The sequence below is a fragment of the Pedobacter sp. HDW13 genome (assembly GCF_011303555.1).
In the GTDB taxonomy this organism is placed as follows: domain Bacteria; phylum Bacteroidota; class Bacteroidia; order Sphingobacteriales; family Sphingobacteriaceae; genus Pedobacter.
Genome location: NZ_CP049868.1, coordinates 546,051 through 570,539 on the forward strand (window position 1 = coordinate 546,051; position 24,489 = coordinate 570,539).

At 38.0% G+C, this 24,489-nt stretch carries 17 protein-coding genes; 9 read left to right on the plus strand and 8 right to left on the minus strand.

Annotation, left to right across the window (positions count from 1 at the left end):
- Window positions 1-5 precede the first annotated feature (5 nt).
- Window positions 6-3,197, minus strand: a complete 3,192-nt coding sequence (locus G7074_RS02350) for a TonB-dependent receptor (RefSeq protein WP_124562516.1) — start codon at window positions 3,195-3,197, stop codon at window positions 6-8.
- A gap of 478 nt (window positions 3,198-3,675) precedes the next feature.
- On the opposite strand from G7074_RS02350, the gene G7074_RS02355 reads away from it, so the two are divergent.
- Window positions 3,676-4,356: a two-component regulator propeller domain-containing protein gene (locus G7074_RS02355; protein WP_166206594.1), complete on the plus strand. Its 681-nt coding sequence runs from the start codon at window positions 3,676-3,678 to the stop codon at window positions 4,354-4,356.
- A gap of 239 nt (window positions 4,357-4,595) precedes the next feature.
- Window positions 4,596-7,712 (plus strand): hybrid sensor histidine kinase/response regulator transcription factor, encoded by a 3,117-nt coding sequence (locus G7074_RS02360; RefSeq protein WP_166206597.1) that lies wholly within the window; start codon window positions 4,596-4,598, stop codon window positions 7,710-7,712.
- Window positions 7,713-7,817: 105 nt separating this feature from the next.
- Here G7074_RS02360 and G7074_RS02365 read toward each other — a convergent pair whose 3' ends face one another.
- The gene (locus tag G7074_RS02365) at window positions 7,818-8,195 is read right to left on the minus strand and encodes a hypothetical protein (RefSeq protein ID WP_124562518.1); all 378 of its coding nucleotides are present in this window, start codon (window positions 8,193-8,195) and stop codon (window positions 7,818-7,820) included.
- Between the two features lie 421 nt (window positions 8,196-8,616).
- On the opposite strand from G7074_RS02365, the gene G7074_RS02370 reads away from it, so the two are divergent.
- The gene (locus tag G7074_RS02370; protein ID WP_124562519.1) at window positions 8,617-8,847 is read left to right on the plus strand and encodes a hypothetical protein; all 231 of its coding nucleotides are present in this window, start codon (window positions 8,617-8,619) and stop codon (window positions 8,845-8,847) included.
- Window positions 8,848-10,543: 1,696 nt separating this feature from the next.
- Here the strand turns inward: G7074_RS02370 and G7074_RS02375 are convergent.
- Both G7074_RS02375 and G7074_RS02380 read right to left on the minus strand, forming a co-directional pair.
- Window positions 10,544-11,266, minus strand: a complete 723-nt coding sequence (locus G7074_RS02375; RefSeq protein ID WP_124562520.1) for a tol-pal system YbgF family protein — start codon at window positions 11,264-11,266, stop codon at window positions 10,544-10,546.
- Between the two features lie 5 nt (window positions 11,267-11,271).
- Window positions 11,272-11,832 (minus strand): RNA polymerase sigma factor, encoded by a 561-nt coding sequence (locus G7074_RS02380; RefSeq protein ID WP_124562521.1) that lies wholly within the window; start codon window positions 11,830-11,832, stop codon window positions 11,272-11,274.
- Between the two features lie 181 nt (window positions 11,833-12,013).
- Here G7074_RS02380 and G7074_RS02385 point away from each other — a divergent pair, with 181 nt between their 5' ends.
- From G7074_RS02385 to G7074_RS02395, 3 genes are all read left to right on the plus strand, one after another.
- Window positions 12,014-12,985: a hypothetical protein gene (locus G7074_RS02385; protein ID WP_124562522.1), complete on the plus strand. Its 972-nt coding sequence runs from the start codon at window positions 12,014-12,016 to the stop codon at window positions 12,983-12,985.
- Window positions 12,986-13,078: 93 nt separating this feature from the next.
- Window positions 13,079-15,079, plus strand: a complete 2,001-nt coding sequence (locus G7074_RS02390) for a hypothetical protein (RefSeq protein ID WP_166206600.1) — start codon at window positions 13,079-13,081, stop codon at window positions 15,077-15,079.
- Between the two features lie 439 nt (window positions 15,080-15,518).
- The gene (locus G7074_RS02395) at window positions 15,519-18,188 is read left to right on the plus strand and encodes a CHAT domain-containing protein (RefSeq protein WP_158674138.1); all 2,670 of its coding nucleotides are present in this window, start codon (window positions 15,519-15,521) and stop codon (window positions 18,186-18,188) included.
- Window positions 18,189-18,643: 455 nt separating this feature from the next.
- Here the strand turns inward: G7074_RS02395 and G7074_RS02400 are convergent, their stop codons facing one another.
- A complete protein-coding gene (locus G7074_RS02400; protein WP_124562525.1) occupies window positions 18,644-20,161 on the minus strand; it encodes an alpha-L-fucosidase in 1,518 nt (505 codons plus the stop codon).
- 203 nt (window positions 20,162-20,364) lie between these two features.
- Between G7074_RS02400 and G7074_RS02405 the strand changes: the two genes are divergently transcribed.
- Both G7074_RS02405 and G7074_RS02410 read left to right on the plus strand, forming a co-directional pair.
- The gene (locus G7074_RS02405) at window positions 20,365-21,252 is read left to right on the plus strand and encodes an AraC family transcriptional regulator (protein ID WP_124562526.1); all 888 of its coding nucleotides are present in this window, start codon (window positions 20,365-20,367) and stop codon (window positions 21,250-21,252) included.
- 245 nt (window positions 21,253-21,497) lie between these two features.
- Window positions 21,498-21,740, plus strand: a complete 243-nt coding sequence (locus G7074_RS02410) for a hypothetical protein (protein WP_039480153.1) — start codon at window positions 21,498-21,500, stop codon at window positions 21,738-21,740.
- Window positions 21,741-21,775: 35 nt separating this feature from the next.
- Here G7074_RS02410 and G7074_RS02415 read toward each other — a convergent pair whose 3' ends face one another.
- The 3 genes from G7074_RS02415 to G7074_RS02425 form a co-directional block, all read right to left on the minus strand.
- Entirely contained in the window at window positions 21,776-22,063 is a 288-nt protein-coding gene (locus G7074_RS02415) for a hypothetical protein (protein ID WP_124560085.1), read from the minus strand.
- 145 nt (window positions 22,064-22,208) lie between these two features.
- Window positions 22,209-22,598 (minus strand): GreA/GreB family elongation factor, encoded by a 390-nt coding sequence (locus G7074_RS02420; protein ID WP_124560086.1) that lies wholly within the window; start codon window positions 22,596-22,598, stop codon window positions 22,209-22,211.
- Window positions 22,599-22,965: 367 nt separating this feature from the next.
- A complete protein-coding gene (locus G7074_RS02425; RefSeq protein ID WP_166206603.1) occupies window positions 22,966-23,934 on the minus strand; it encodes a hydrogen peroxide-inducible genes activator in 969 nt (322 codons plus the stop codon).
- A 123-nt stretch (window positions 23,935-24,057) separates the two neighbouring features.
- Between G7074_RS02425 and G7074_RS02430 the strand changes: the two genes are divergently transcribed.
- On the plus strand, window positions 24,058-24,477 hold the full coding sequence (locus G7074_RS02430) for an OsmC family protein (protein WP_124560088.1): 420 nt from the start codon (window positions 24,058-24,060) through the stop codon (window positions 24,475-24,477).
- The last annotated feature ends 12 nt before the right edge of the window (window positions 24,478-24,489 follow it).

Consider the following 24,489-nt stretch of genomic DNA (forward strand, 5'->3'; position numbering starts at 1 on the left):
TCAGATTAAAAATTAACGGATAGTCCGGCGTTATAAACCACCGACTGTGGGTAGTACCAGCCACGGCTGTTTCTGTTTTCCGGATCCAGGTATTTGATACCCTTGCTATAGGTAAATAGGTTTTGACCGTTTACATAACATCTCAGGCTACCCAATCTTAATTTTTTAACTAAGCCATCCGCGAAAGTATAACCGATCTCAGCATTTTTAAGGCGGATGAAAGAAGCATCCCTAATCCAGAAATCGGAATCGACATAGTTGTTATCTGTACCCTGCGGATCGCTTGATAAGCGTGGGTAAGTAGCTGTAGCTGCGGTACCAGGTGTCCACCTGTTTAAGTGATATTCCAGTACTTTGCCGCCGTTAAAAAACTCCCAGGCTACTTCGTTCGAAACAAACATGGAAGTATTGCCTGATCCGGCAAATAATACACTTACATCTAAACCCTTCCAGCTGAAGCCAGTGCTAAAGCCATAGGTAATTTCAGGGAAAGTTGGTTTTCCAACAGGAACCATGTCATAAGAGTTGATCATGCCATCCCCATTAATATCTTTATATTTAAAATCTCCTGGCTGTAAACGACCGCTGAAATAAGCCTGAATAGTTCTGTTATCTACCTCTCTCTGGTTGTTATAAAAACCATCTGTTAAATACCCCCAGCTCTGTCCGACACTTCTTCCAGTACGGGCCATCCATTCGTATCTTGGTGTTGGTTCATCCTGTGCCAGAATCTTGTTACGGGCAAAAGCAAAATTCCCCCTCACCCAAACATTTACACTACCGATTTGATGTGCTGTATTGGCTTCGATTTCAAAGCCCTTATTTTCTACCTGACCAATGTTCTGTACCGGTAAGGTAATACCTGCTACCACTGGTGTACTTGCAGGTGTAGTTAAAATATCGACACGTTTTTTATAAAACACATCGGCAACTAAACCCAGCTTTTTACCCCATAGGTTTAATTCCAAACCGATATTTGAACTGGTTTCTCTTTCCCAGCTCACACCATTGGTAGGTATGGCACCTTCTACTAATCCACCAACTGCACTGCCTTGGGCAAGACCAAAACTATAGCCTGTTCCTGAGCTATAAGCATTATTGTAGTACAAAAATCTTCTTCCCGTCACCGCATCGTTCCCTACCTGACCAATTGATCCCCTTAACTTCAGATAAGTGATTGCAGGCAGGCCATTTTTAATAAAATCTTCGCTAGATATTAACCAACCAGCAGAAAAGGATGGAAAAAAGCCAAAACGCTGACCATCCTGAAAGTTTTCAGAACCGTTATAACCGGCATTTACCTCTGCAAAATATTTATTGTCGTAACCATAGGTAACACGGCCAACAGCTCCCATTCTTGAAAATGGCCAGTCGGTAAGTGAACTGCTGGTAGCGGTATTATTTGTTTTTCTTTGTTGGTTGTAGAGCAGCAAAGCAGTAATATCGTGTTTACCGGTTTTTCCTTGCCAGAATAAAGATCCTTCCAGGTAAAAATTACGGTTACTGCCATCTGCATAAAAACTGTTGGTAGATATCAAAGGGTTATAGGTACCAGTTCGCTGCGTGTATATATACTGTCCGTTGACATCAATACCATCTACAGAATATCTTCGGTATGCACTGGCAATATCGCCACTATTTCCACGGAAGGTATTGTAAAACTGTGTATAATAACTGTTAAAAGCCAGATTAGCCTTGGCACTTAGTCCTTTTAAAATAAAATCTAGTTTCTGGTCAGCAACTACACTTATTTCTACAGTACTGTTATACTCTTTGGTAACACCACGCTCTCTTAAATCGCCCAGAATATTCCGCTGCACTTTTGCAGGGCGGTTACTGGCGCCATAGGTACCGTCAGGATTTAACAGGTTCATTTCATTTGGTGCCGTACGCGACAAACCGCTGAACATATCGCCCGCACCACCATAGCCAGTAACACTACCGCCACTGGTAGCGTATGGGCTATTTTTCACACCGCCAATAGCTGCCATGTTTACCGAAATCAAGGTTGTTTTAGTAGCATTAATGTCGATATTCGAACGGAAATTAAACCGCTGGAAACGTGAGTTTGCATCAAAGAAATCGCCTTTTGTATTTTTGTAAATACCTTGCTGATCTGCAAAACTGCCTGAAACAAAATAACGGGCAATGTTACTTCCTCCTTTTATATTGATGTTTACATTAGATTGTGGTGTAAACTCTTTCAAAAATTCCTTATAATAATCTACATCAGGATACAAAAAAGGATCGCTATGGTTCTTATAACCATCAAGCTGTTGCTGTGTATATGGCACTACTGCATTTGGATTATCATTTAATACCGCTTCATTTCTAAGGGTAGCATAATCATAAGAGCCCACAAAGTTGGGTAATCGGGCCGGGCTTTGTAAGCCATAATTTGCCGACATTGAAATGCTTGCTTTTCCTGCCGTACCTCTGCGGGTGGTTACCAATACTACACCGTTTGCTCCCCTAACACCAAAAACCGCTGTGGCCGAGGCATCTTTCAAAATCGATACCGATTCGACTTCATTAAAATCGATCTGCGAAAAAGGACGTTCAACTCCATCAACCAGCACCAATGGTGCTGCACTTGCCGAACTTAAAGTCGTTATACCTCTAATTAACAGACTGGCATCATCTCGGCCTGGCTCCCCACCCCTTTGCTGGGTAATCAAACCTGGTAAACGGCCTGCAAGGGCATTACTTAAGTTGGTAACCGGGTTCTGCTTAAGCTCTTTTGTAGATATAGAAGAAAGCGCCCCAACATTCGTTGCTTTTGTTTTCTGTCCGTAACCTACCACAACTACCGCATCAAGATCATTTTGTTGAGGTTCCATACGTATCTTAAGTACTTCCTGTCCATTAACCTCCCGCTCTATTGTTTTGTAGCCAACTGACATAAACTGAAGTATATCACCTGTGTTTGCATTAATGATAAAGCGGCCATCGTTACTGGTTTGTACGCCACCCGATTTTCCTTTTACTTTAACGGAAACACCTGGTAATGGCTGGCCTGTTTCATCAACAACTTTTCCTGAAACAGAAATAAATACCCTGGTAAAAGTTTTATCCGATCCGTAACCCATTGGTTGGTGGCGAGGATTTTTAAGTTTATTAAGTGGAGAAGCATTAATTTCATTGTGAGCGAGTAGCCCTACTGTCACAACAAAAAATATCAAGTAATTTTTTTTCATGCGCTTCTAATAATTTGATTAATACAGTTCAATGATTTTCTTTTCATCATACAATTGGTTAGGTTTTAAGAAACTGGAGCATCATGCATCAGTTGCAATGCTAAATTTGATCAGGCTGTTATTTACTTCCTGTACTTTGACACAAAAGGTGTGTCCTGCGTCACTAGACTTCTTAGCGGATAACTTTTGGGATCGGATATGACTGCGTACCGGATATTATCTGGCTGCAGTAAAATATCCAATACCCCAAAGTATTTACATTTGGTAAAAAATTGGTTCATTGGTTTGTTGGTTTATTTTGATTAGTTGTTGCCCTAACAATTACATGTCCGGTTATCAGGTAAAATTGATTAATCGACTGATCATCAAATAGGGAAAATTTTAAATGAATGGGGGAAAATCTTAAATTCAACAGGCTTTACATTAATTATCTGTTTTTAATGAACGAACGCACTTAAATAATTATAGTTTTGTTGTGATGCCAACCTTAGTTTATGTAAAGAAGAAATTTCTTGTCTGCACGATAAGCTGTCTTAGCTATGTCCTGATCTGGTTATGCAATCCTTTATCCGCAAAAGCACAATTAACGGTTTCCGCGCATTTCGGTGTTGAGGATGGACTTGTTCAGAAAAGTGTACTTTCCATAACCCAGGACAATCAAGGTTTTATGTGGTTTGGCACAGAAGACGGGTTAAGCAGGTTTGATGGTTTAAGGTGGCGTAATTTTAAAAACATTTCGAGTGTCACTGGTAAATCCCCAGCCCCAGTGCTAATCCGGTCTTTATTCTGGGATTCTCAAAACCGGTTGTGGCTTGGTACCAGCCTGGGCTTATTCACCTTCGACCCTATTACTGAAAAATTTAAACAAATATTACTACCATACTCCAGTCAGCCTGAAGTTAAACAAGTAATAGCCGATAGATCCGGACAAATTTTAGTGGCAACCAGTTCTGGTGTTGTCTTAATAGCTAAAGGAGAAAGGGCTATCAGGAGTAAAATGACCTTCAATAACGGAGAAAATATTTTTGCCTATGCAATTGGCGAGAGTGCTGATGGCAAAATCTGGTGTGGCACATCGAAGGGCTTTTTGAAGCAAAGATCGAACTTAACTTCATTACCCTCACCCAGAAAGCAACCGAGCTCCCTGATTTTTTGTTAAAGCAGAAAATCACGTCAATAAAGTCAGATCATAATGGTAGATTTTGGTTCGGATCATATGCTTCCGGTCTTATATTATGTGAATATGCGAACGGAAAATTTATTAAGCCCAAAAAACAACCTAATCTGCCTGGTGGTGCATCTCATAAAATCAGGGCAATAATTAGTCTATTAAATCATAAAATTGCGGTTGCGACTGCCAATGGGTTGTTTATTTTCGATCTTAAAGATCTTAGTGGAGTGGAACTAAACAGCCAACTGGGAAATGAACAGACTTTACGTAACAATTCGATTCACAGTTTATTTCAGCAAAGTTCAGGTACCATCTGGATCGGTACCTATTACAGCGGTTTAGATTTGATAAAACCCACACTGACTGCTTTTCAGCATCTTACTGCTGGCCTACCCTCATTAAATCTGAACCATAGGGTGGTGAGTAGTATGGAAAGCCGAAGTCCAAGCGAGTTTTGGATAGGTACTGAAGGCGGAGGAATAAACATATATAATACTAAAAACAAACACATTAACTACCTAAGCAACCAACCGGGCAATAACAAAACCATCAGCTCAAATTTTATTAAGACCCTTTTCAAAGATAGAGAGGGGAACTTATGGATTGGAAATTTCTCAGGCACATTAGATGTACTTAATGCCCGCACCAATACTATCGAGCACCGTTTAACGGGTAGTGACAGGGTTACCGAAGTCAATTCAATTGTGGAGGACAAATTGAACCGCTTGTGGATTACCTCAAGCGGTGGTTTAAAAATATATAAACGTATTGGAACTGATTTAAAAGCAGACGGACTGGAAAATAAAAATATATTCAGATCATTTATAGCCGGAACCGCATTTAAAGACGCTCTACAGCGGCTATGGTTTATCTCTGGCACAAAAGTCCTGAACATCAGGGATAATACCATCTCCTTATACCAGCTTAAGTATCCGGTGAATACTATTGCCGAGCAAATGGGAACCATCTATTTTGGCATGGATAGCCATGGATTGGCAAAATTTGATGAAAAAAGCCGGCAGGTAATACCATATCACATCAATTCGCAGGTTGAAAATCGCTCAATATTTGGCATAGCATTCGATAATCATAATCAAATCTGGTTAGGCAGCGATAGTGGACTACTTAAAATTAACCTTGCAAAGAAAGCCGTTACTCAATACAGCAAAGCAGATGGATTGATCAGCACGAATTTTAATAACCACGCCAAATACGTCAGGGACAATTATTTGTTTTTTGGAACATTTGATGGACTTGTTTATTTTAATCCGGCCCAAATTCATGATAATGCAGCCCGGTCATCTACTGTTATTACAGGCATAAGTGTATTCAATGTTCCCCTGAAAATCGGTAAATCAACCCAAAACAAATCTGTTTCCTATGCCAAAGAGATCGAGCTAAGCTACGATCAGAATTCCCTTACTTTTGAATTTGCCCTTCTGGATTTTATTAAGCCTGAAAAAAATGCTTTTAGATATAAATTAACGGGATTAAGTAAAAACTGGACAATAACCAATTCGGCAGATGCGACTTTTAATAACCTGGCACCAGGAACTTACAATCTGATTGTTAGCGGGAACAATGGTAGCCTCAACTGGAGTGATCCGGTTAGTTTAATCATCAGGATATCTCCTCCCTTCTGGGCCACATGGTGGGCTTATTCTTTTTATACGCTTATTTTAATTAGTATCGTTTTCCTTATCCTCCGGTACTTTGTGCTACGAACTCTTTTAAAACGTGAAGATGAGCTACATCAATACAAGATTAACTTTTTCACAAACGTATCCCATGAAATTAGAACACATCTGAGTCTTATTTCCCCTCCTATTGAACAACTGGTTTCAGACGAGCAATTGGGTATGAAACAAAAAGATAAAATAATGGGCATTGCCACCAATGCCAGACGATTGCTTACACTCGTTAATGAGTTGCTTGATTTTAGAAAGACAGAAGAAAACCGTTTAACCCTAATAGAAAGCGTTCAGGATTTATTGCCAATAATAGAAGATTGCCTGCAAATGTTTTCCGAAACAGCAACGCGAAAACAGATCAACACTGTATTTGAAAAAAAAGATATTGAATCAGCAATTTTATGGTGTGATGCCTTCCAGTTAAAAAAAGCGGTAATTAATTTATTGGCTAACGCATATAAGTTTACACCAGAAGGTGGATGCGTAGAACTTAAAATTAACCAGACCCCTGATGAGGTTAGCATTATTATAGCAGATAATGGGAGGGGAATTTCGAAAGTGCACTTAGATAAATTGTTTGAAAATTACTATCAGGTTGCCGACCATGGATTTCAGAATACCGGCTATGGCATTGGACTGGCTTTATCAAAAGCAATTGTTGAACTTCATGAGGGCATAATTACTGTGACAAGCCGTCTGGAAACAATGAACGAGCCTGGACAAACCTCGTTTACGATTTCATTACCGAAAAGACATAAGGAAGAGTATGAGACTAATCTGAAAACCTACGGAGATAATACTTTAACTAAACAGGGTATTGACCAAAAACACATTGAGCCATTATTACCCTTAATCAAAGCAGATGACAGCCTCAAACCAACTGTTTTGCTTGCAGAAGATAATCAGGAACTTGCTGCGCTATTAGCTGATATTCTGTCTGCTCACTATAATGTTAATGTTACCACCAATGGGAAAATGGCCTGGGAGCAAGCTAAACGATACATCCCTGATCTGATTATAAGCGACATAACTATGCCTGAAATGTCGGGACTTGATTTTTGTGAGCGAATTAAATCCAATATTGCAACCAATCATATCCCCTTTATCATGTTAACCGCAAAAACACAAACTGAGGATGTTATTACGGGCCTCTCTTACGGTGCCGATGTTTACCTCACCAAACCATTTACACCGCAGGCACTATTGCTCCAGGTAAACAATCTAATTATGGCTGTACAGCATGTACGTGTACACGTTAGTCAGTTATTTAACAGACCCGGTGCTTCGACAGATATTTTTAGTCACCTAAGCCAAACCACTATCGGTATAGAAAATCAGAAATTCTTAGATCAGCTGGTTGAAAAAATTATCATTTCTATAGAAAATCCTGAATTCGGTGTAAATGAACTGGCAATATTGATGAACATGAGCACCCCTATCCTTTATAAAAAAGTAAAGTCGGTTTCAAGCTTATCAGTAAACGATTTTATAAAAGGAATACGACTAAAAAAAGCTGCAGAACTTTTGCAATCGAAACTTTATACCGTCTATCAAGTATCCTATATGGTCGGTTTTTCAGATAGCAAGTATTTTAGCAAAGAATTCAAGAAATTTTTTGGAAAATTACCTTCTGAATGGATAAGAACAATTTAATAGCAATATTAACCTTGCCATATAGAAATGCAGGTTTAAATTCTGATCTACCTCATTATTGACAGCTTTTTTTTTATATCAAAATATTTTTTCTTCCTTCCAATATTATTTTAGTGATAACCCGTAACCAGCATCTAGTAAAATTTTGTTAAGTAATAAAAGACTGCTTGGACCAAGATTTCTAATACTTTTTAACTGGTTTAAAGTATATTTTCCTACAAAAAAAGCAATAGAAACCTCTTCTATCGACAAAAATGGTATTTTATTATAGATTGATTCAGATTGTAAAAAAGATGTAATAGCGTACAGCATCCTTTTGCTACCACGTTTTTGAAGAAGTGAAATCAAATTCCCATCCGCAGTGTTATTTTCATATTTTTTGACACTGACTCCTGCTTCTGCCAGTTCTCTCTGTACCTGTCTATGAAAAATATTAACTTTTTCAAGTGCTTCCAGATATTCATTGTATGTAATCTTTCTCATTTGGAGGGTGTTCATTCTTTTTTTTCAAAGTTTTCTATATGCCAATAAAATCACCAATATGAAGTACAATTTGCTTTCAAGCAAATAATTTACCCGTTTTGACGGAGTGATTATCTTATTTAGGTAGCCATAAAATTACTCCACCAAATGAATAACAAGCGAGGAAAATCTTAACTAAATAAGGAGAATATTTTAAAACACAAGAAATACCCTTGGTTTTGCTTTAAGTCGCATACTCTCAAAAATGCAAAGATGTGCGCTGAGTGGGTATTTCGACAAAAGTGGCCGAGCGTTTCGCGTTTAAGCTGTCACCCTGTTTCGCTGCAAACTTCATTTTTTGCTTGATCCATTGAAATACACTAAACAGATAGATTATGCTAGTCTGTTATAAAAAAATCATTATAGTGCAAAAAATCAAAACATGAAAAAGTCCATCAATATCAAAAAGTTCATCGCATCCCTTCAAAAACATGGAACAATCATTCCCTCCGACAAAGCTGAAGCCATATTAGAACTGGTATATAAGTTAAGTGAGCTTGCGGTTAAAATAGAACTTGATAAGATTAGAGGCAAGAAAAAAACAACGACAGGAAAACTTGACATGGTTACCATTGTCCTAATGGTGCTCGAACACCTGTTTGGAGGCAGTTAAAACTGATTTATCTATGTAATTAGAGATTCTTGTAAAGAAATCATCGAAAAAGTGAATAAGATATCGAACACAAAAAAAATCTTAACACAAGAATGTATTTTCATGAAAAACAGATTGTTAACAACAAAAAAAATAGAAAAAACCATTCGAAAATGTCTTTGTCCCATTATGGGTCGGCAACAGTCCGGATAAGCAATAAATTTATAGCTGATTTGAAGCGAATCGCAGAACTAGACACTAAAATGACAGAGTACGATGAGCTTGGCAGATTGCTAAAATTGAGAAAAGAAAGAGAAGCATTACCCCCAAAGTCGTTGACAAAAAGAAAAAAAATTAGGACTAAAAGAAAATCAAGAAAGGTTTTACTTAAGAAGTGGATCATTAATATTTTGGATGACTAATAATTAAATTCAAGACGAGTCGATGGCCATCTTTTTCGACCTATATTGTATATTGGTCACTAGATTTCGCTTGAAAGTGATCAATTGGCTCATTTTAACCAACTTTAAACTTCTGAAAAACAGGTATTTATTCAATAATCACCTAGAGAAACCGAAATGGAGATGCTCTAATAGCCTTAAAATCAAAAATTACACCTCTTATTCTACGATCAAATTATTGCCCCTGAAATAGAAAAATGCAGAATTTTATGCCGTTCGTCCAGATTTAGGCTATATATTTTACACCGTTGGTGGTAAAGTTTATCAGTACGGTAAATCTTTAAAAACAACAAAAATTAATGTTAGACCCAGGGATTAAAAGAATATCCTATTTTGGTTTTTACGACTTTAAAAACACCACGAAATACACCGGATCTAATAAATTAATGGTTGGTAGTTACGATCCTAGTTTACCTACAGAAACAAGTGGCAGCTTAGCTATTTATACCGTTCCTCAAGTAAATGGCGACCTCGTTCTTGACAAAAGCTTTAATGGTTTCGGAAGAATAAAAAACTCATCATGGCGAGTTTGTATTTGATACAGGTGCTGCCTATCATTTAATTTGTTTTAGGCCTTTTGTAAGGAAGAATAGATATTAGTGAGTGGTTTTTACGCCAGAATATCAAGCCAGTACCGTAAGCATGGGCGTAAACTACCCTACTTTTAATGGCAAGACCGAGCGTTTTTCTTTTCAGATACTCCCCCTATTTTAAATATGCCAATCGCCTTGATGGCTGGCGGCGGACAGAATGAAAGCTGGAATCTAGGATTTGATGGTTCTATTGGAATGCGGATTATTTCCCGTTACAATTTCACGATCAATTACCAAAAAAAAGGAAATCCACCTCACACCAAATAAGAATTACAACAATCCGTTCGACTTTATAATCAGTGGCTACGCTTTTGGATACAATTTGAATGGAGTATTAGCTATGGAAATGATTGTCAGACTACTGGCCGACCAACTCATGCCGGAAGGTGCAATTATTAAAGCATTAACGGACTTTCAGGCGATACCCTCCTTAAAAATCCAAAGTCATTAAAAAACCTGTTGGCCTTACCAACAGGGACAAAATATACTATAGAATATTGCTCCAACAATCAAGTTCTGAAAGAAATCGTCACTAAATAGTGATGACATCTATTATCCTGAAAATTTAGGCTTATCCAACTGTCCATGAAAGGTGGGTTATGCACCATGCTGTCCTCTTTTGGAGAGCGAAGGGGAAGATAGAGACAAAATAAATATGCTTTCCTATTTAAGTTTCCTCAACAATTCTTTCGCTTGTTCATATCTCGTAGTAGCTGATGGAATTTTTTGCAACCAAGTTTTACATTCTTCCTGCTGATCCTCTTTCAAATAACTCAATGCAATAGAATAAGTCGCTTCGTATTTAAATACCGATTCGCCTTCATAAATAGGCAATAACACCGCTCTGGCATTTTCAACTTGGTTGGTTTTAAGTAATGCTAATCCATAATAATAACCAATCATCGCATCTAATGGTTGTTTCGCATGCAGTTTTGCTAAGGCTACACGAGCCGCCTCATAATTCTTCTCGTTGTAAAAAGCTGCCGCTTTATCTAATTCAGTCGGTAATTCTGCTCCTCTTTCGGTAACCAACAGCTCACTACCATCTACATATTTTTCATATAAATTGGCATTCCAAGGTGTCCAAATCATCAACCCAATTACTAAAATAGCAGCGATACCACTTAGCCATTTAAGGGCAGGGTTAAGAGAAACAACTTTAGCTTCTTCTCTGAAATATTGTTTGTTTAATCCGGCTAAGGTTGCCGAAAGCTCATCATGGCTCGTCAACTTCATTTTTAAACCCTGATGAATATCCTCATACGCTTTTACTTGTGCCTGAAGTGCAATATCGCTCACCAAGCGTGCTTTAAAAGCCGCAATTTCCGCTTCATCCATATCGTTCTCCATATAGCGACTAACCAGTAAGATTTGATCTTCAGCCATGATTTTTATTTATTAAGTTGAACCAGTTTAATGAGGCTCGCCATACATTCACACTTCTTTTTCCTTAAATAGCCATAGGTAACGCCTAAAGCTTCTGCCACCTTTTCTTGGGCATCCCCTTGCATGCTCCATTGTATAATTTCCTTGCAACGGTCTCCTAATTTCTCAAAGGCTTTCAAGAATAAATCAGATTGGGCTGCTTGTTCTTCCAGTTGTGCCGCCTGTTCAAATGTATCCTCTCCCACTAGTAATAAATCATCCTCGTTATTTGTTACCTGTAAAACTGATTTTTTCTTTAACGTATTCAACCATTTCCTTTTGCATACTAATAATAGGAAAGGCTCGAACGGACAAGTAAGCTGCAAATTTTTATACTTTGCCTGATTATAGATGTCTACTAAAGCTTCTTGGAAGATATCCTCGGCATCACTGGCAGAACCATTATTAAAAACCACAAAGGCTTTTACCTTACCCGCTGATTTTTTATAAATCTCGTCGATCAGCCTCGCATCATTTTGAACTAGTGCCAATAAATAACGTTGGTCTTCATGTACAGGTTTTGCCATTGGCGACAGTTTAGGGGCTATTTGGTAAGCTAATTTAATCTTTCTTCCCCATTGCGAAAAAAAAAATTAAAATAAGGGGGTAACAAAATTCCAGTGCCGCTTATATATCATCAAAATCTATGAAATGGCGTTTGCTGAAAAGCCTTTAAAAGAGTAAGCCTAAAATTTAAAATTAAAGATCATGAAAAAGTTAAACTTAACCTATGCATTAATCGCAATTATCATTTTATTTTCTGCTGCTTGTAAAAAAGACAGAACCACCAGAAATACCGCTAACTCAGCTCAAGAATTTGCTGCTATTTTCGGACCTCAATTGCAACAAGTAAAAATAAGCGGGAATACTTCAAATACATTCACTTTAAAAGGCGGAACAAAAATCATCATTCCTGCCGGAGCAATTAAACTTGGAGGTGCCCCCGTAACCGGGGAGATTATCATCGACGCGATGGAAGTTTTAAAAAGAAGTGACATACTGTTTAGCGGCACCAATACCAATCACATTAGCGGCGCCCCTTTAGCTTCCGATGGCTTCATCTACTTAAATGCAACCGTAAATGGCGTAAAAGTAGACCAAGCCTTGAATGCTGCCGTTAAGGTTTCCATTCCTGCAAACAGAACTGGTGTTACCCAAATTTGGGAAGGCGTAGAGAAAGTTGGGACAGATAATCAAATGGCATGGCAAGCTCCAGTACAAAATCCAAATGGGGCAGGTGTACAAATTAAACGGGAAGCAGATGCGTCAGCAGGTTCATTTACCTTTGATATGGGCAACTTGGGATGGATCAATTGTGATGTATTCTATAGCTATAGCAATCCTAAAACGACTACTCGTGTTACTCTGGTAAACAATCCAGGAACGATGGCTTCTTTCAGGGCATTTAGCGGCGAAACATTTGTATTCTTCTGTGCAAAAGGCAGCAATGTTGCCGCTCAAATGTACACTCCAGATGGTGCTAACAAAGTAAAAAGTTATGATGATGTAATGCCAATTGGTGTACAGGGAAAATACCTATCTTTTTCTATTAAAGATGGTAAATACTACTACGCAGAACTAGAAACTACCATTGTAGCCAGTCAAAATATCACATTAACCTTGGTAGAAACAACCGAAGCCCAAGTGCAAGCAGCTATCAATGGCTTAAACAACTACTAATATTCCCAAATATTAACAATAGAGATGGAGCCAATTATTTGGCTCCATCTTTTTCGATTTCTTTATTCCGAGTAAAAATCTATAAATTTAATAATGATGAAGATGCTACTCTCTATTTTGCTTATTGCAGGACTAACCTCAGCTTATGCTCAGGTATTACCAACTGATACTGTGCCTGCGATCATCAATTACACGACAGAAAATGGCGTTACTAAATTCACATCAGAACTTAGACCATTAAGACAAATAGCTGGAGCTCCTGCCCCATTCTATACTTATTTTTGGGAATTCGGAGACGGGAGCTTCAGTTTCGAGAAAGATCCATTACATATTTATAAAGACAACAAGCCAGCATTCGCCAGACTTTTTGCTACCAACAATTATGACGATGGCAAGCGTCCCCCTACTAAACCAAAGCCGATTATTAAACCAACGCTTAAGCCAGGTACCGCTAGACCGTTAATGGCAGCTAATGCTACAGAACCATCTTTATTCAAAATGGGCGGCAATATAGAATTGAAAAGTAACTGTATGCCAAAACCAGGTGATGATATGATGGTTGTTTTTGGCTACCGGAATAAAGCAGAAAACGGACAACAGAATTTAAATGGAACACTTGCCATCTTGTTCAATGACAAAGAGTTTACCAATAATAATTTTATACTAGCAGAAACCAGGGTCTATAATGAAGAGAAAAAAACTGACCTTAAACCTTTGCTAAATACAGCTTACTTACCTATTAAAAAGGCTAATCCACCAGTATATTATGCTTCCTTAAATGAAATACACTTTAAGGCTGATGATAAGGTCTTATTGAGCGAGAAAGCCAAAACATTTAAAAGCAGCGAAACCTGGCGTTTTGAGAACCTCCAACAAAATGAAGAACGATTTGTGTTTATGCATTTTAAAACTACGCCAGAAATGATCAAGGATACCAATGCAGTGGTTAGGATCACCGCAGTTTTTATCCCTGACAACCCCTTAGTAGAGAAAGAATTTTTTAACCTGGAACTGCAGATTGTGGCCTCCCACGATCCGAATAAAATGGTACTCCGTAAAACCAGAATGAATTATCGGTTAATAGGAAATAACAGGGAATTGACCTATAAAATACGTTTCCAGAATACAGGCAAAGGACCAGCAAAAAAAGTTGATGTCGCAGTAAACATTGCGGAAGTATTTGATCAGGGCACAATTAAAATTACAAAGATAAAACCCGAGGTAGTGAGCTGTGATTCTGCCTACACCAATCAGAGTTGTATTAGAACCATAAAGGGAACAGATAGCGTACATTTCGTATTTAGTAACATCTACCTACCTGGAATGCAGCAGAAAGGCGTAAGCGATGCAGATTCAACAATGGGCTTTGTAGAATATAAGATCAAGTTTAAAGAGAAACCAAAAAAACTTCCAATTAGAAGTGGCGCAGCCATTGTATTTGATAAAAATGAACCTATTTATACCAATCGAGCTGTTGGAAGATTTAAAATGGGTTTATCTCCCGGCTTAATTCTTGGCTATGGTTTTCCCTTTGAAACAGACAACAGCAATTATTTAAACAATAAAAACGTCGTAATTGGGGCAAGTTTGGCGCCCTACGCACCACATCGCCACTATTGGCAGGTAGAATTATACCTCAGCTCTTTTAAGGAAAATACAGCGTTGATTAGCTCCAGTGGCCCTGGAAAAGATACCATCGTCAATAGAATTCCCTACCGGATATTAAACAAAGATTACACGAAATTCAAAAAAGTGACCACCATTAATGTAGTGCCAGCCCAACTTAGATATAATATCAATAAATATATTGGCGCAGGCGCGGGTGCCTTGGTTTCATTAGATCTTCATCATAAAACCACCGACGTTTTAGATTATACCTTAAGCACTCAAAATGCGAATGGTACAACCGCAACTTCTGATTTAAAGGTAATCGCAAACCAACTGAAAAAAAACTTTGCCGAAGCGAGGGTCTCATTCTTTGCAGATATTCAACTCGGTTTAGTTAGAGTAGGCCCATCCATCGGATTTAGGTATATTTTCGATCCTAAAACCAATAACAACCGCATGGCAACTTATGCAACTTGGAAGTTTTAGTTTTCCCACCGTATAAGACATATTTTTCACCATATAAGGAAATGTAAGACAATACCTTATATGGTCACATCTCGTATTTTCCATATATCTATATGGTTTAAAATTCACTAAATCAGCTGAAGCCACACCCATATGCATTCAGCCTGCTTACGTTTCTCCTTATTAGCTTTAGTTTGCTTGAACACTAGCTTATTCGCACAAAATAGCCCTATCCAAAAAAATTAATTGGTTAACTGGTTAATTGTTTTGCACCCTGCGTGTCATTGCGAGGCTGTCTTTCACAGCCGAAGCAATCTCATTGCGGGTTAACGCACCAAGGGGATTGCTTCGTTCCTCAATGAAGGGCATATGAGTTTAAAAATTACTAAATTAGCTGAAGCCTTACCAACCTATGCATTCAGCCTGCTTACGTTTCTCGTTATTAGCTTTAGTCATTTACTTGAATACTAGCTTATTCGCACAAAATACCACTATCCAAAAAAAACTAAACACCTATCAACAGCAAGATAATTTAAGCGACTGGATTTATGAACGGTTAAATTATGTAGCCAAAAATCCACAGCAGCGTTTATCTTATTTAATGGAAACGCAACAACAAGCTTGGCGTAAACCAAAAACATCAACCGAGCATGAAGTGTGGCTCACTTTATTAAGCAACCAAGGTTATGATCAGCTATTAGATGGGAATATCTTAGGCTCAATCAATAGCTATGAAACTGCTTATTCCTATTACCTTAAAAATAAGGTTGTTGATTTCGATATCGTAGAGTACACCGCTAAACCTTTAAGCAATAATTACACGAGACTCGGAGATTATGAACGAGCGCTATACCTCCAATTATTAGCGGTCAGGTTCCTCAAACAAACCAATGAAAAACCTGAAAATATTGCGGCTATTTATGGAAATATCGCCATTTCATATCGTTCGATGGGAAATTTACAAGAAGCAGAAAAGAATGTAAATATGGGGTTAAAGTTGGCAAATCACCATAACCAGGTTCAGATTATACTAAACAACATCCTAGCAGATATTTTATTCGACCAGCAAAAATTCATAAAAGCAGCAAAGCTGATTGAATACAACATCAATAAGCAAAAGAATAGCAATCCAGATGACGCTTATTGGCTGATGACTTCTTATACTTCTGCAGGGGACATCTATAAAGCGCAAAACAAATTGCAACAGGCAGAGCACTATTTCAATAAAGCATTAAAACTTTTAAACACTTATTATAGCGGCGCAAGATTAAGAGAGAAAGCCAATGTTTTAACAGCAATAGGAACTGTTAAATTATTGCAAAAGAAGCCTCAACTCGCCATCGGTTATTTTAATCAAACCTTAGCGACTTTAAGAATAGCAACCAACAATCAAATTGATCCAAACAAAATATATGGTGACAATCGGCTAGTAGATGCTTTTCAGGAAAGAGCCGCGGCTTATTTACAATTGCAAAAACCCCGGGAAGCCTATCAAAACATCAAATTTGCCCTACGATCAGCAGATAAGATCAGAAATGAATTTGCCGATGATAAAACAAAAGAACGTCTTCAGGCCAACCTCAAGTTAATTGTGGAAAAAGGAATTGATATTGCTTTCAATTTATACCAACAAACAAAAGACAGCTCACTATTAAATGAAATTTTAAACCTAGCCGAACAAAGCAAAAGCAGAACGCTTTTAGATCAGATGAATAGAAATCAATGGCTAGTTTCTGTCAACAAAAAAGATTCCCTCTTTATCAAAAAACAAGCTTATGAAAGAGCAATTAGCTATAATGAGAAACAGGATATCGAAGGAAAGATAGCGCAGAATTCAGCTAAAACAGCTCAGTTGAAGTACTTTCTTGCATTGATCAATAAACAAATCAAACAAAAGCATCCCCAGTTTAATCCAGAAGTCCATAACTTATCAATCGACAAAGTTTTAGCAGCATTACCAAACCAAAAAATAATAACCTATTTCTTTGGAGAAAACTCCATATACATGATTGATATTGAAAATAGGAAAGTTAATAAGGTCATTAAATTAAATAATTCGGCCGCAATAAAATCCTTAATTAAATCCTATTCAGACACCTATTTTCAGCACGGCCCTAGTGCAATGATTAATACGCCTAAGTCGTTTTACTTAGCGTCAAATCAAATTTATCAGACGATTTTAAATGGCATTAAACTCGCCAAAAACAAGGCTGTTATTATTGTGCCCGATGATGTTTTAGGTTACATTTCTTTTGACGGCCTAATTACCAACAATAACTACAATCCTAGCATTTCAAACTGGCCCTTTTTAATTAAAACAAATAGCCTTACCTATGCCTTTTCTTTAAAAACACTCGTGGCTCATCAAACCAGATCAAATACAAAAAAATTTATCGGTCTGTTCACTACCCATCAGGAAAATAACCTCAAGCCTTTAAAAGCGGTAGAAGATGAAGCTGCAGCCATTAAAAAAGTAATTAATGGTGATTTCCTTTTTAATGAAAAGGTGAACGTGGCCACACTTAACCATGCTTTTGAAAACAGTAGCATATTGCATATCGGAACACATGCATATTTATCAGGTAAAAATCAAGAGCCAACCCTAGACCTCGATAAAGAGAAATTATTTCTATTTGAGCTCTCTGCAAAGAAAAATGTCCCCTCTTTGGTAGTGTTAAGTGCTTGCAGAACCGCAGATGGTCTGTTGGCCAATGGCGAAGGGATTATTAGCCTGTCAAGAGGATTTAATGCGATTGGTACCCCGGCAACTATAGCAGGACTATGGAATGTGAATGATGCAGCCGCTTCAATCGTAATCGGTAATTTCTATAAGCATTTGGCAACCCGCAAAACTAACGGAGATGCGCTACATCAAGCTAAAATTGATTGGCTAAATGCCCCACAAAATAATAATGCATTTTATCTTCCCTATTATTGGGATAATTTAATTTATATGGGAGTTGACCAACAAATTGAACTTCCTGAACTGTCCAATTTGCTTTTGATACTTTCTATTATCATGGGATCACTTGTGATACTTTCCATAGCTGTGATTTTAAAAAGAAATTTCGGTGCAAATCGTAACAAATTTCGTTCTTATTTAGTCTCGGATCAGTCAATTAATTTATAAATTGATGTAAGAAATTTAACTATTAGTTAAACAAATTCGATACAAACATCCTTATTTTTTGGAGGATCTTAAAATGCAAAAGCCTCCCCAACTATTACGTTTGATCCCTCTATTCAACGATTTGAAAATTGCTTAAAAATAAAAAAGCCCTTTAAGATACCTTAAAAGGCTAACGGGTGGCTGATGGGGCTCGAACCCGCTGAGTAAAGTTTTCTTAGTAAATCAAATTCTTAAAATTTGGAATTATTTTTTCGACACATTTCTAAAAATTTTCAAATCAGCAATTCTCTTCAAATCTTCAACAAAAAAGTTCGTTAAAGGTCTTGTTACGAGCACAAACGAGACAAATCAGTTTTTAAGCTGTTTGTCTCGTTTTTATTTTTAAGGGTTTCTTAGATCTACCCGTTTAATTTATAGCTATTTTTCGTCAGCAAGAAATTTTCCTTACTGTGCTTCTATTTTTTAAATTCTACTTTAAATCCGGTTACCTGCCAAGCCGGATAATTTGCAGGCTTTTTTATCACCAGCGAACCTTCGTGCTGCTCCCAGTTTAGTTTTTGCTTGCTGCCCAGCAGGGTAACTGCGCTAATAGGCTTAATCAGGTATTTCGAATTCCGTCCCAGCAGGTGCATATCAATATCTCCTTCAGGAACGTTTAAACAAAATGCAAAAAGATCGTTCCCTTTGGTGGTGTAGCGGATATCTGCAGACTGATACTCGCGTGTATCTGCTAAACCGCCGAAACGGCCTTTTTTCTGGTTCGATTTAATGGTAGATGGACCTTCGCCGTACATTTTCCAGGGCCGTGTAGCATAAATACCTTCGCCATTCAATTTGATCCACTCACCTATTTCTGTTACAATTTTAACCACATCAGGCTCGAGATCACCTTCGGGAGTTTGCACTACATTGATTAATAAATTGCCATTTTTACTTACAATATCCACTAAAAGTTGTGCAATTTCATTTGCACTTTTGTATTTCTGTCCTGTTCTGTAATACCAATCGCCTATTGAGGTATCGGTTTGCCACGGAAAAGGGCTGATCGAATCCAGTACCCCACGCTCAACATCCTGCGCCCATTTACCTTCCGATGGTTCTTTAGGGGTATAAACTGCTTCGAGTTTACCTTTATTTTTAGCGATATCCTGGTTATAGTAATGCGCTACCATGGTACGTCCAATGTCTTCAAAAGGAAGTTTACTATCCGAATATAGCAAATCAGGGTGATAATTATCGATGAGTTCGGTTATGTTTTCCAGCCATTTTTTCTGCCACCCCGGATTGTTGGTTATCCATTCTTTTATGTTGCTTGAATCGGCCGGTAAATGATAAAGGTCTGCATATTTCGGATCATGTCCATCGTAAGGAATACCTGCAAATTCGCCGGTTTTATCTGCGCCATGACTGGGTTGAAACCAGTTGAAACTGGCCGCAAGATGTTCTGAAATACCAAAACGCAGTCCTTCTTTTTTAGCTGCTTTTTGCCACAGCCCCACTACATCTTTATGTGGCCCCATGTTTACCGAATTCCACCGGTGGATCTTAGAGTTCCACAAAAAGAACATATCATGATGTGAGCCCATGCTTACAAAATATTTAGCACCAGCTTTCTTATAAAGGGCCATTAACTGTTCAGGATTCCACTTTTCTGCTTTCCATAAGGGGATAATGTCTTTATAGCCGAACTTAGAAGGGGTACCATAATGGGCCACATGATACTTGTTTTGGCTGCTGCCTTGAATATACATATTTTTGGCGTACCAATCGCCTTGTCTGGGAACGGCCTGAGGCCCCCAGTGAGACCAGATTCCGAATTTTGCATCACGAAACCAATCCGGATACTGGTACTGTTTTAAAGATTCGTCGGTTGGCTTAAACTTCCCTGATTCAATCTTTGTATTACTTTGCTGTGCCTGCACATTCGTTAACAAGGAAAATGCCGTAATTATTACAACTAATATCTTTTTCATTTTATGAGTGGTTTAAATCATGAATGCTTTAGTTTATTCCCCGGGATTACCGTACTAACCAGAAATGTGAGCATCAGACTGCCTAACAACTGTTACTTTAGATGATCATATATTTGGCTATTTTCATCAAAAATAAGTATCTTATCCGATCTAAATTTGATTAAAATAGACTATTTATTGTAAAAATCCGACATTTTAAAAAAATGGTAAAACGAGTTCTTCAAAATACTTTTTCTTTACTTAACGTAGATTACGTAAAGCTTTCTACCAAATGGGATTACCGCAACGTAATCAGCCCCTATTACCGTATCTATTACATTGATGAGGGATCTGGAGAAATATCAGACCAACTGCAGCGTTTGCAACTCGAAGCAGGTTACCTATACATCATCCCCAGTTTCACACTGTGCAACCTGCACTGCAATGGTTTCTTAAGTCAATATTTCGTTCAGTTTTTTGAAGAATCTGTGGATGGGATTTCGCTCTTTGCACAAAAAAGAACAGTATCCAAGATCAAAGCGAGCGCTATGGATATTGACCTTTTTAAACGTTTGCTCGAAATCAATCCCGGCCGGGGAATCAACCGGTCTGACGATCCGAAAGTGTACGAAAAAAATATTTTCTACAAAGAATATCAGGAATTAAATAACCGGCAGAGCTTAGCCAGTTATTTGGAAACGCAGGGAATATTGCTTCAACTGATGGGGCGTTTATTGCAATCGCAGCTTTACTTAAGGCAAGAATCCCATCAAACTCCAGTTAAGATAGCAGAAACGGTGAGTTATATTTTGATTAACCTGAACCAGGAATTATCTGTAACTGCGCTTGCCTCACGTTTAAATCAACACCCCGATTACTTCTCTCGCCTGTTTAAAACCTTTACCGGTGAGCGTCCTGTCACCTATATTCTTGGTAAAAGAATAGAACGTGCTCAGTATTTACTCGCTACGAGCCAGTTAACTTATTCTGAAATTGCAACCCAAACAGGTTTCGATAATCTTTCCTATTTTTCCAGATCGTTTAAAAAACTTACAGGTATGTCGCCCGGAGCTTATAAAAAACAGGTCTACAAAGTCGGCTTTACTTTATGAAAAGTGTACTTATTTTCGATTGTAAATAAAAAAGCCACGACATCCACCGTGGCTTTTCATCAACTAACCTAAACTTTATAAATACTAACCAAATATTTATGCTGCAAAGCTAATGCCCCTGCATTAAGCAGACATTAAATGATTATTAACTGTAATTAACCATACAAAAACATAACATAACAACAGCAATGAGTTAAAACGGCCTTACTTACTTTGCAGCAACATTAAGAAATACAAAAATCAGTATGGAAAAAACGGCAAATATTATCAGTACCGATCTGCAAAAATTCATCGATAAATTCGAACCGGCTAAATTCAAACTCATGACAAAAGGAATTGAGATTAGAGGCATCAACGATTTGCCCAAAAATATTAGTCAGGCAAGGGCACTGATCGAAAGCATGAAGCTAAACTTAATGGTTGTACACCATGCCGGAATGCTTGCTTACAGAGCATTTGAGGTAAACGTGATTCCGCCAGCTGCATAAAACAAAAGCCCTGCAAAAAGCAGGGCTTTTTGTATCTAATTTAGCTGTTCGCGGGGTAATCCGTGAATCACCACATTACCTAAAACCATATCGGCCCTGAAGAATACAAACTCCAGGTCGGCATAAATGTGCACGCCCACTGTAAGCAATACCTGCCGGGCAAACTCTGTTATGGCTGCCTGATCGTTAAACGACATATCATCGGGAATTAACAGCGCAATTACATTAGGTTCACTTACCTTTACCTCAATATCAAACTGAGCCACTAAACCCATTATTTTCTTCGCCACTGTAGCCAATTCATTTGCTGTAATCTTAGCCATTTGTTTATTAAATTAATTTATCTGCGCCTATCAATATCACCTGCTCTTTGCTTACAAATATAAAAAATCGGTAATTGCATGCAACTGCTGGTTAAAGACAAAGCCGGTTCATTATTTACTAAATTCTGGCCGGGCTTAAAATATTTTATTCGTTTGGTGGTACTACATCTGTAATTTTAAAGACTTTCAATCCTGCAGGAACTTTCCATTGTACAGTATCGCCTTTTCTAAACCCAATCAACGCTGCTGCAATGGGTGTAGTAACCGAAATTTTCTTTTCTTTAATATTGGCATGTTGCGGCAAAACAATGGTAAGCGCTGTGGTTTCGCCGGTTGCCTCGTCGGTAATCCATACCCTGGCATTTAGCCTGATGGCATGTACAGGAAATGCTTCCTTTTTTATAATTATTGCCCTGCTCAGCTCTGCTGATAGCGACATTTCATCGCTTCCGGCATCTTGTTTGCTAAAATAAGGCTTAAGGAGGTTATAGTCCTCCTGGGTGATAATCACCGGATTGCTCTCGTTTGGATTCATATATTTATTGTTTTAAATGGATTAAAATTGAAAAAAATACAAGCGCAGCAACATATCACCCAATGGCGATCTAATGTTTTTCAAAAAAATGCTGTTGTGTTGTGTTTAACCCCAAACCAAGGAAGGTGTATTACAGGCCTGGGGCAAAATGATCAAAATCTTTAAAGCTAGGGATGTAGAAAAGCCTCCTTTGAAAATTGTCATGTTTTGATTTTCGTAATGTACACAAACCTATCCTACTGCAGACTAAGGCAATAGCATTATCATTTAGGGCGATATGGTTAATACAGTGTTTCAATTTATCCAAATATAACCTATATCTGGTAAGGTTACAAGTTTTGAGGGATTTGCTTTGCCAAAATCACTTTTAAAGCTTACTTACCGAACTAATGAAATAAGGCGAATCATTCCATTTTATTTTTTTGTAACTAAAGTCTCTCTTTAGCGCTTCAGGAAGGCAATCCCATACGGCCTGACTCATTTTTTCGAGCAATAATTTCTTCGAAAAGGTATCAGATACTACAAAACTAATTTCCCTTACCGGTTTGGGATCTTTAAAGGCTTTGAAAAGCGTCGTTTCTTTTTCGTTGATAATCGATAGTGCCGGAATAATGGCAAAACCGAGCTTAGCACGCACCAGGTTTTTTAAGGTTTCGATCGAAGAGATATCGTAACTGAACTGTTCTTTTATTTTACCGGGTTCTTTGATCCCACAGATATCCAATAGCTGGGCATTGTAGCAATATTCGTTCTGTAACAGCAACAGTTCTGGTTTATCATCTGGCTGCAATTCGTAAAAATCGTCGTTGGCCATGGGATGGTTTTCATTTAGGTAAGCCACAAAAGGTTCTTTAAAAATAGCATGTTCAACCAAATTTGGGTGACCTGTTGGCGTAGCCATGATCGCTACATCAATTGCACCTGTTTCAACATCCTGCATCAGCTGCCCCGTATTAGCCTCTTTAATTACAAAATGTACTTTGGGCGCAATGGTTTTCATCGCACTGATAAATAAGGGAATGAGGTAAGGTGATAAGGTCGAAATAATCCCCAGCTTCAATTCTCCTTCAAGCAGGTTTTTCTGGTTAATTACAAAATCACGGATTTCATCTGTTTCGCGCAAAATTTTTCTTGCCCGGTTAATAATCTCTTTGCCCAGTACCGTAGGCGTTAATGGTACCTTATTGCGATCGAAAATTTTAATGCCAATTTCCTCCTCCAGGTTTTTGAGTTGTATCGTGAGGCCAGGTTGTGTTACCATGCAAACATCTGCTGCCCTTGCAAAATGACGTTCCTCATCCAAAGCCACTACGTATTTCAACTGCTGAATAGTCATGATTATAAATTTTATTTATAAAGATACAAAATTATCAATTTGATTTATGATCGTAGCCGCAATAAATTTGTTCCAACAAAAAAGATCAAATCATTATAAATAACAATTTAAAAAATTAAGACCATGAAATTTACAAGAACAGCAAATGCCAATTGGAAAGGTACAGGAATGGACGGAAAAGGAACCATCAGTACACAAAGCACTACATTAGACCAGGCACAATTATCATTCAAAACCCGCTTTGCAGAAGGCGTTGGCACCAATCCTGAAGAACTGATTGCCGCAGCACACTCCGGTTGTTTTACCATGCAACTGAGCTTCCTGTTAAGCGAAGCAGGCCTGGTACCCGAAAATCTGGATACCAAAGCCAATGTAACTTTTGAAAACGGCACCATTACCTTAATCCACCTCGAATTAGCCGGTAGTGTTGCGGGAATTGATGAAGAAGAATTTAAAGTTTTTGCCCTTAAAGCAAAAGAAGTTTGTCCGGTATCAAAATTATTGAATACTGAAATCACCTTATCAGTTTCACTGGTAGCCTAAATTAATTAAAAA

Bases quoted from the DNA above. Each gene is read 5' to 3' on its own strand.
- G7074_RS02350 (WP_124562516.1), bottom strand. From the start codon at position 3,197: ATGAAAAAAAATTACTTGATATTTTTTGTTGTGACAGTAGGGCTACTC.
- G7074_RS02415 (WP_124560085.1), bottom strand. From the start codon at position 22,063: ATGGCTAAGATTACAGCAAATGAATTGGCTACAGTGGCGAAGAAAATA.
- G7074_RS02355 (WP_166206594.1), top strand. From the start codon at position 3,676: ATGCCAACCTTAGTTTATGTAAAGAAGAAATTTCTTGTCTGCACGATA.
- G7074_RS02390 (WP_166206600.1), top strand. From the start codon at position 13,079: ATGATGAAGATGCTACTCTCTATTTTGCTTATTGCAGGACTAACCTCA.
- G7074_RS02410 (WP_039480153.1), top strand. From the start codon at position 21,498: ATGGAAAAAACGGCAAATATTATCAGTACCGATCTGCAAAAATTCATC.
- G7074_RS02370 (WP_124562519.1), top strand. From the start codon at position 8,617: ATGAAAAAGTCCATCAATATCAAAAAGTTCATCGCATCCCTTCAAAAA.
- G7074_RS02420 (WP_124560086.1), bottom strand. From the start codon at position 22,598: ATGAATCCAAACGAGAGCAATCCGGTGATTATCACCCAGGAGGACTAT.
- G7074_RS02375 (WP_124562520.1), bottom strand. From the start codon at position 11,266: ATGGCTGAAGATCAAATCTTACTGGTTAGTCGCTATATGGAGAACGAT.
- G7074_RS02380 (WP_124562521.1), bottom strand. From the start codon at position 11,832: ATGGCAAAACCTGTACATGAAGACCAACGTTATTTATTGGCACTAGTT.
- G7074_RS02430 (WP_124560088.1), top strand. From the start codon at position 24,058: ATGAAATTTACAAGAACAGCAAATGCCAATTGGAAAGGTACAGGAATG.
- G7074_RS02425 (WP_166206603.1), bottom strand. From the start codon at position 23,934: ATGACTATTCAGCAGTTGAAATACGTAGTGGCTTTGGATGAGGAACGT.
- G7074_RS02400 (WP_124562525.1), bottom strand. From the start codon at position 20,161: ATGAAAAAGATATTAGTTGTAATAATTACGGCATTTTCCTTGTTAACG.
- G7074_RS02405 (WP_124562526.1), top strand. From the start codon at position 20,365: ATGGTAAAACGAGTTCTTCAAAATACTTTTTCTTTACTTAACGTAGAT.
- G7074_RS02385 (WP_124562522.1), top strand. From the start codon at position 12,014: ATGAAAAAGTTAAACTTAACCTATGCATTAATCGCAATTATCATTTTA.
- G7074_RS02365 (WP_124562518.1), bottom strand. From the start codon at position 8,195: ATGAGAAAGATTACATACAATGAATATCTGGAAGCACTTGAAAAAGTT.